The 7,347-nt window shown below is 69.9% G+C and carries 6 protein-coding genes and 3 pseudogenes; 5 read left to right on the plus strand and 4 right to left on the minus strand.

Annotated features, from left to right (window positions below; all coding sequences use genetic code 11):
- Positions 1 to 124 precede the first annotated feature (124 nt).
- The 3 genes and pseudogenes from C1I97_RS26950 to C1I97_RS26960 form a co-directional block, all read left to right on the plus strand.
- Positions 125 to 888, plus strand: a pseudogene (locus tag C1I97_RS26950) (IS256 family transposase); the annotation flags it as partial.
- 226 nt (positions 889 to 1,114) lie between these two features.
- Positions 1,115 to 2,206: an IS110 family transposase gene (locus C1I97_RS26955; protein ID WP_441349155.1), complete on the plus strand. Its 1,092-nt coding sequence runs from the start codon at positions 1,115 to 1,117 to the stop codon at positions 2,204 to 2,206.
- Between the two features lie 16 nt (positions 2,207 to 2,222).
- A pseudogene (locus C1I97_RS26960) lies at positions 2,223 to 2,747 on the plus strand (IS256 family transposase); the annotation flags it as partial.
- 92 nt (positions 2,748 to 2,839) lie between these two features.
- On the opposite strand, the gene C1I97_RS26965 reads toward C1I97_RS26960, so the two are convergent.
- The 3 genes from C1I97_RS26965 to C1I97_RS42765 all read right to left on the minus strand — a co-directional run bounded on the left by C1I97_RS26965 (position 2,840) and on the right by C1I97_RS42765 (position 5,348).
- Positions 2,840 to 3,895, minus strand: coding sequence for a fatty acid desaturase family protein (locus C1I97_RS26965; RefSeq protein ID WP_111005751.1), 1,056 nt, complete (start codon positions 3,893 to 3,895; stop codon positions 2,840 to 2,842).
- A 36-nt stretch (positions 3,896 to 3,931) separates the two neighbouring features.
- Positions 3,932 to 5,017 (minus strand): ferredoxin reductase, encoded by a 1,086-nt coding sequence (locus tag C1I97_RS26970; protein ID WP_181446933.1) that lies wholly within the window; start codon positions 5,015 to 5,017, stop codon positions 3,932 to 3,934.
- A gap of 82 nt (positions 5,018 to 5,099) precedes the next feature.
- Positions 5,100 to 5,348: a hypothetical protein gene (locus C1I97_RS42765; protein WP_369008368.1), complete on the minus strand. Its 249-nt coding sequence runs from the start codon at positions 5,346 to 5,348 to the stop codon at positions 5,100 to 5,102.
- Between the two features lie 637 nt (positions 5,349 to 5,985).
- Here C1I97_RS42765 and C1I97_RS26980 point away from each other — a divergent pair.
- Both C1I97_RS26980 and C1I97_RS26985 read left to right on the plus strand, forming a co-directional pair.
- Positions 5,986 to 6,189: a cold-shock protein gene (locus tag C1I97_RS26980; protein ID WP_007379522.1), complete on the plus strand. Its 204-nt coding sequence runs from the start codon at positions 5,986 to 5,988 to the stop codon at positions 6,187 to 6,189.
- Between the two features lie 354 nt (positions 6,190 to 6,543).
- Complete coding sequence (locus C1I97_RS26985; protein ID WP_181446934.1) at positions 6,544 to 6,939, plus strand: DUF2267 domain-containing protein; 396 nt, start codon at positions 6,544 to 6,546, stop codon at positions 6,937 to 6,939.
- Positions 6,940 to 7,121: 182 nt separating this feature from the next.
- Here C1I97_RS26985 and C1I97_RS40160 read toward each other — a convergent pair.
- Positions 7,122 to 7,347, minus strand: a pseudogene (locus C1I97_RS40160) (hypothetical protein); the annotation flags it as partial.

The raw sequence follows: 7,347 nt of genomic DNA on the forward strand, positions 1-7,347 counted from the left end.
GACCTACCTCACCCACCCCGGCACCATGCCTGACCAGCACGAACCCAGCCCCCACACTCGGTTTCGAGAAGCCCTCTAACTCCCGAGCTGGAAGCGACAGTTGATGACTGACGTGACGAGTGACATCGAGGCCGGGGAGGCCGCTGTGGGTGCGACGGGCACCGTGGATGACGGGCTCGTCGCCGAGCTGGTGGCCCGGGCCCAGGCCGGTGGGGTGAAACTCACCGGGGAGGGCGGCCTGCTGCAGCAGCTGACCAAGCGGGTGCTGGAGTCCGCCCTGGAGGGCGAGCTCACTGATCATCTGGGGCACGAGCCCGGCGAGCGGGCCGAGGGCGGTCGGGAGAACTACCGCAACGGGCACCGGTCCAAGACGGTGATCACCGAGTCGGGGCCGGTCGAGATCGCGGTGCCGCGGGACCGGGCCGGGTCGTTCGAGCCGCAGCTGGTCAGGAAGCGTCAGCGGCGTCTGGGCGGGGTGGACGAGATGGTCCTGTCGCTGTCGGCGAAAGGGCTGACACATGGGGAGATCTCCGCACATCTCGCCGAGGTGTACGGCGCGGAGATCTCCAAGTCCACGATCTCCACGATCACCGACAGCGTGATGGCCGGCATGACGGAATGGCAGAACCGTCCGCTGGACAGCGCTTGAGTTCTATTGATGGTTGCGAACACCCCGTCGTCTTCATCGACTGCGTAAACGTGAAGGTCAGGGACGGGCACGTCGCCAACCGGCCTGTCTACATGGCAGTGGCGGTCACCGCCGAGGGGCACCGGGACATCCTGGGCCTGTGGATCGGCGACGGCGGTGAAGGCGCAAAGTACTGGCTTCAGGTCCTGACCGAGATCAAGAATCGCGGCGCGGCCGATGTCCTGATGCTGGTCTGTGACTGTGAGGATGATCGTGTTCCGCGCGGGGCCGTGGCCTGACCCGGTCTGCGACTGACCAAGGTGTCCTGAGCGCCGATCTGTCGGTCACGGTTTCGTGCGGGGCTCGCTGCCGCCGGCCCGGCGGGCGTGTCCCGATAGGGGCCTTCGCGACAGGCACCCTCACAGTCCTGACCGCCCGACCGGTCCGGCGGCGGCCATCCGCCCGCGAACCGATCGAGACAGGCACATGACCACCCTCAGCATGCCTCACAACAACGACGGCACCACACAGCCGCCCACCCTCCCCGCCGAGGTCGTACTCGGCGTGGACACCCACAAGGACGTGCACGTCGCTGCTGTCGTCAGCGTTCTCGGCGCCCTGCTGGACACTCAGGCGTTCCCCGCCACGGCAGCCGGATACCACCAACTCCTCTGCTGGGCTGGCTCGTTGGGTGGCGTCCGCCAGGCCGGTGTGGAAGGCACCGGCTCCTACGGCGCCGGGCTGGCCCGGCACCTGGCCGCCGAGGGCGTTGAGGTCATCGAGGTCAACCGGCCCGACCGGGCGGCCCGGCGCCGCTCGGGCAAGACCGACGCGGTCGATGCCGAGGCCGCCGCCCGGGCCGTACTGGGCAAACGGGCCACCGGGAGCCCGAAGAGCAAGGACGGACCGGTGGAGGCACTGCGCGTCCTGAAGGTCGTCAAGGACTCGGCGGTCCGCAACCGCACCCAGGCCATCAACCAGCTCAAGGCCCTCCTGGTCAGTGCACCGGCGCTGCTGCGCGAGTCTCTCGCCGGCCTCTCGAACCCGGCGCTGTTCAAGGCGTGTGCCGCCCTGGATCCGCAGGCGAGCGCGGTGCACCAGGCCCTGCACCTGCTGGCCCACCGCATCAAGCAGCTCTCCGCCGAGACCACCACGCTCACCAGGAAGATCGCTGCCATCATCCGGGCGCACAACCCGCAGCTGCTCGAGCTCACCGGCGTCGGCCCGGACAGCGCCGCCATCCTGCTCATAGCCGTTGGTGACAACCATGACCGTCTCCGCGACGAGGCATCCTTCGCCGCCCTGTGCGGTGTCAGCCCGGTCGAACGCTCCTCCGGCAAGAGCCAACGCCGCCGACTCAACCGCGGCGGGAACCGGCAGGCCAACGCCGCCCTCTACCGCATCGTGCTCTCCCGGCTGCGCTGGGAGGAACGCTCCCGCGCCTACCTCCTGCGACGCACGGCAGAAGGCAAGACGAAGCGGGAGGTCATCCGGTGTCTGAAGAGGTACGTCGCCCGTGAGATCCACCGCGCTATCGCCTCTGCTCCACTGCCCGTTCCCCGCAACCTCGCGGCTTGACATCCATAGGGGCATCGGCCTGACCGGCCTCCCGGACGCCGTGAACTCCGTCTGGCCTGCGACGATCGTCCAGACCTGCGTCGTTCACCTGCTGAGGAACAGCTTCCGTTACGCGGCCAGGCAGGACTGGGAGAAGATCGCGAAGGCGCTCAGGCCCGTCTACACCGCGCCGACCGAGGAGGCCGCCCTGGAGCGGTTCGTGGAGTTCACCGACGCCTGGGGCGGGAAGTATCCGGCGATCGTCCGGCTCTGGGAGGCGGCCTGGGCGGAGTTCGTGCCCTTCCTCCGGTTCGACGTGGAGATCCGCAAGATCGTCTGCACCACCAACGCGATCGAGAGCATCAACGCGCGGATCCGCAAGGCCGTCCGGGCCCGGGGGCACTTCCCCACCGACCAGGCCGCCCTCAAGTGCGTCTACCTGGCCGTCATGAGCCTGGACCCGACCGGCACCGGACGCAAGCGCTGGACCATGCGCTGGAAGGCCGCGCTCCAGGCATTCGACATCACCTTCGACGGCCGGCTCACCACCGGACGACGCTGAAGAAAACCGACCGAGTTCCACCGTTCGCTACACAGACCCTACGGGCGACGCGGACATCCTTATGCGTCAGCGAACCGGCTGGTGCGGTGGTGTTACGGGATCGCCATGCGCCAGATACGCGCCCAGGTGGAGGCGTACTGCCTCAGAAGTGGGCCGGTGGTGTACGGGATGCCGTACTTCTCGCACAGCTTGCGCACTCGGGGAGCGATCTCGGCGTAGCGGTTGCTGGGCAGGTCGGGAAAGAGATGGTGCTCGATCTGGTGGCTGAGATTGCCGGTGAGGATGTGCAGGAGAGGGCCGCCGTCGATGTTCGCCGAACCGTATGCCTGCCGTACGTACCACTCGCCGCGCGACTCGCCCTCGATCTCGTCCTTGGTGAAGGATTCCGCGCCGGCGGGGAAGTGGCCGCAGAAGATGACGGTGTGCGCCCAGATGTTGCGGGTCACGTTGGCGGTGAGGTTGCCGAGCAGGCAGGGAACGGCCGACGGGCCGGCCAGCAGCGGGAAGAGGACATAGTCCTTGGTGAACTGCCGTGCCGCCTTGCGGGCCACCCCGGCGAGGTCGCTCAGGAACGCACCCACGGACTTGCGGCCCTGCAGGACCGCCTCGTGCTCCAGGTCGTACAGCGCGATGCCCCACTCGAAGACCGGCGCCAGAAGCGGCCCGCCGTACAGGGGCTGGAGGAGATGCGCGGGGTGCCAGGGCTGGTCCTCGCTCATCCGCATGATCACGTACCCGAGGTCCCGGTCGCGGCCCGCGACGTTGGTCCAGGTGTGGTGGAGGTCGTTGTGGGTGTGTTTCCAGGCGGCGGCCGGGGTGGGGAAGTCCCACTCCCAGGTGGTGGAGTGGATGGCCGGGTCACGCATCCAGTCCCACTGCCCGTGCAGGATGTTGTGGCCCAGCTCCATATTTTCCAGGATCTTCGCGGTGGTGAGCATCGCCGTCCCGGCCAGCCAGGCGGGCGGCAGCAGGGACACTGCCAGCGCGGCCCGGCCGCCGGCCTCCAGGGTGCGGTGCACGGTGACGAGCGTGCGGATGTACCGGGCGTCCTCCGCGCCGAGGTCTTCCAGCACCTCGGCTCGGATACGGTCCAGTTCTCGCCCGAAGGCGTCGGCTTCGGACGGCGCGAGACCAAGCGCAGCGGCCACAGGTGTTCCCCTTCCCAAAAGCGTGACAGATCGTCTCTACAGATCGATGTGAACGGGGCCGCAGGCGGCCGACACGCAGGTCTGGATCAGATCGCCCGGCTCGCCGTGCACCTCGCCGGTCCGCAGGTCGCGGACCCGGCCGGCGGACAGCGTGCTGAGGCAGCTGTGGCAGATGCCCATACGACAGCCGCTGGGCATGACCACGCCTGCCGCCTCGCCGATGTCCAGCAAAGACGTGGCCGGGCGGGCCTCGGCCTCGACACCGCTACGGGTGAAGCACACCCGCCCGCCGGATTCGCCGCCGGACGCGGCCACCGGCGGCGGCCGGAACCGCTCCAGGTGCAGCTGGTCCCGGACATCCGCGTCACTCCAGGCCCGCTCGGCGAACGCCAGCAGCCCTTCGGGCCCGCAGGCCCAGCTCTCGCGCACCCGCCAGTCGGGGCACAGCGCGTCCAGACGGGCAAGGTCCAGCCGTCCCTCCCCGCGGGTGTGGTGTTCGTACAGCCTGAGCCAGCCCTTCCGGGCGGCCATGTCACGCAGCTCGCCGCCGAAGACCACCCGGTCGGCGTCCGGCGCGCTGTGCACCAATACGGTGTCCGGGCGGCGGCCCGAGCGCCGTGTGAGCGCGCGCAGCATGGCCGCCACGGGAGTGATGCCGATGCCGCCGGTCAGGAACAGCAGGCGCGCGGGCGGCGGGTCCGGGAGGATGAACTCCCCCTGGCCGGGGCCAAGACGCAGGATCTTCCCGGGCCTGACCCGATGCGCCAGGTACGACGACACCCGACCGCCCGGAACCGCCCGTACGGTGATCGCGAAGCGCCCGGAGCCGTCCGGTGGGGTCGTGATCGAGTACGTCCGCCAGTGCAGCACTCCGTCAATACCCAGCCCGAGTGGCACGTACTGCCCGGCGGCCCGATACCCCGACCAGCCACGCCCCGCCCGCACCATCAGCGTCGTCGCGTCCGCCGTCTCCGCGCGAACCGCCTCCACCCGGCCCGCCGGCCACCGGGCCGACCACAGCGGATCCACCACCGCAAGGAAGTCGTCCGGCAGCAGCGGCGTGCTCAGCCGGCCGGCGGCCTGCCACATCGGCCGCGCCAGGTGCCGGAGCGCACCTGCCATTCCGGCCCTCCCCTCCTCGTCCTTTCCGACGTACCTACGCTTACGTAACCGTAGAGCGCCGACAAGTAGGGTTACCTGCTCTTCACCATCCGTAAACGCCACGCCGCCCGGTCCCGGCCGTTCCCTTGCCCGCCCTTGCCCGATGCGAGACGGGAGCACCGTAAGAACACCGATGCCCCGCGCGGTCAGCCCTTCGCGGAAGCCGGTGGCGTCGCCGTCGCCGCAGGTCGGGTGCGGGGCAGCACTCCGGTGCGCTCGGCGACGCGCTGGTAGAACTCCTCGATCCCAAGGGCTCCTGGGCTGCCAGGTCTTTGGCCTCCTCTGGGGTGATGCGCTGGGCGAGGACCTGTAGGACGGTCGTGGTGACCTGGGCCGCTTCTGCCGGCCGACGTACTCACCGCGCTCGCGGACCCGCCTCGCCACCACACTGCCCCGCCTCCAGCACGGCGAGCTGGCGTCGACGACCCGGACCGTCGGCGCGCGAGCGCTAGGCGGAGCCGCGCAGCTGCTGAACCTCTGCGCGACGGCCGGGCAAGCCACCCTGCGAGGCGGGCTTGTCTGGCCCGCAGGGGACGCTGTACGGCCTGGCGGGGGCCGCACCCAAGGGTGGGCTGCACAGGGGGCTGCACGGTTGGTTTCAGCGGGGACCGGGACCACTGCCGCAGGTGTGGACCTCCTAAATCAGGGACCGCTCGTTTTGGCAGCTCACCCCGGTGGGCAAGCCGGATCGCCGCGCGGACACCTCTTCCCACGCGATAGCCGGGGCAAGAGGCACGATCCACGGCCGCGTTGTCGGCGGCTGCCGACCGCGCGGTGTAGCGTCGTTATCCAGCAGTCGTGGTTCCGAAGTCCCGTTCGCCCGTGATCACGATCATGGGCGTTTTTGCTGTTCAGCACCTCTCCGGACCAGGACGATCACCTCCCGGGCCCGCAGGGTGCGAGCCCGGTCTTCCTCGAAGGAGCAGGCCATGGCCAAGGGCACCGTGAAGTGGTTCAACAGCGAAAAGGGATTCGGCTTCATTGAGCAGGAGGGCGGCGGACCTGACGTCTTCGCCCACTACTCCAACATTGCCGCTCAGGGCTTCCGCGAGCTGCAGGAGGGGCAGAAAGTCGAGTTCGACGTCACGCAGGGCCAGAAGGGACCGCAGGCGGAGAACATCCGACCGGCGTGACCACAGCGCCCCGCAGGGCCGGACGGCAGGCCCCCGCTGGGACACGTACCAGGTGATCACCATCTCAACTCGACGCGAAGCGGCTGCCGGGGAACGAGCAACCTCCACGACGCCGGCATGCTGCGCCTGACGATCCCGGTCGCCGAGCAGGCCAAGCCCCGCAGGAACGCCGTCAGCGCCGGTGAGGGCCGCCAGCAGATCAGCAGCTGACCGCCGGAGCCCCCGCCAGGCGGGTCATGTCCGCGCCCCCGGCCCCCGGTGATTGCTGCGCCCGGCGCCGGGAACGGGGCGGCCGGCCGCAGGCAGGCTGGCCCTGAGAATGCGCACTGCCGCACGTCGATGAGGGAGGCCACCGTGGCCATCGCATGGGAACCGTTCCTGGCCCAGGTCAAAGAACGCGGTGAGTACACCACCACGCGGGAGGCCGAGCGGGTCACCCGGGCGGTGCTGGCCGCCCTGGGCGCCCATCTGCTGGGCTCCGAACGCAGTGAACTCGCCGACCAGCTTCCGGCTCAGTGTCAACCCCTGCTCCTCGAACCGCTGCCGGCCACCAAACCGCTCACCCCGCACGAGTTCGTCGAAGCCGTCGCCCTGCTCCTCGACGGCGCAACCCCCGAGACCGCCCGCTGGGACACCGGCGCCGTCCTGAGCACCCTCGCCGACATCGCGGGCAAGGACCTCCTGCACCGCATCCTCACCCAGCTCCCACCCGGCTACGCGCTGCTGTTCGGCCGCTCCGAACTGGCCTGAGGGCAGGTGCCACGAAGCCCTCGGCGCCTTCTCGGGAAGTTGCGGACACGATGAGGGGCCGGGGCAGCCTGGCACGGTGTGGGCGGCGCCGGTCTTCGAGGCCGGTGCTCAGGGCGCGGCGTAGCTGGTCGGGGAGGTGTTCGCAGTCGGCATCACCGCGGCGGCGCGCTCGCCTGTTTGGCTCACGGGGCGGTGGGTGCTTCGGTGGCGGAGATGACGGTGTCGCGCTGGCGGTGGCGCCGTTCGTACTCCAGGACCTGGCGGGCGACGCCGGCGGGGACGTTCTGCAGCCGGGCGGTGATCTCGTCCGGGCTCATGGTGTCGTAGCCGGGCCAGGGTTCGCTGCCGCGCAGCTGCTCGATGGCGTCCAGGACTCCCGGCCGGTTGGCGTGGGTGCGCTCGTAGCCC

Source organism: Streptomyces sp. NTH33, from assembly GCF_003236365.1.
Classification (GTDB): domain Bacteria; phylum Actinomycetota; class Actinomycetes; order Streptomycetales; family Streptomycetaceae; genus Streptomyces.

Excerpts from the sequence above, each read along its gene's own strand:
- C1I97_RS26955 (WP_441349155.1), top strand. The coding sequence starts at position 1,115 with ATGACCACCCTCAGCATGCCTCACAACAACGACGGCACCACACAGCCG.
- C1I97_RS26980 (WP_007379522.1), top strand. The coding sequence starts at position 5,986 with ATGGCCAAGGGCACCGTGAAGTGGTTCAACAGCGAAAAGGGATTCGGC.
- C1I97_RS26970 (WP_181446933.1), bottom strand. The coding sequence starts at position 5,017 with ATGGCAGGTGCGCTCCGGCACCTGGCGCGGCCGATGTGGCAGGCCGCC.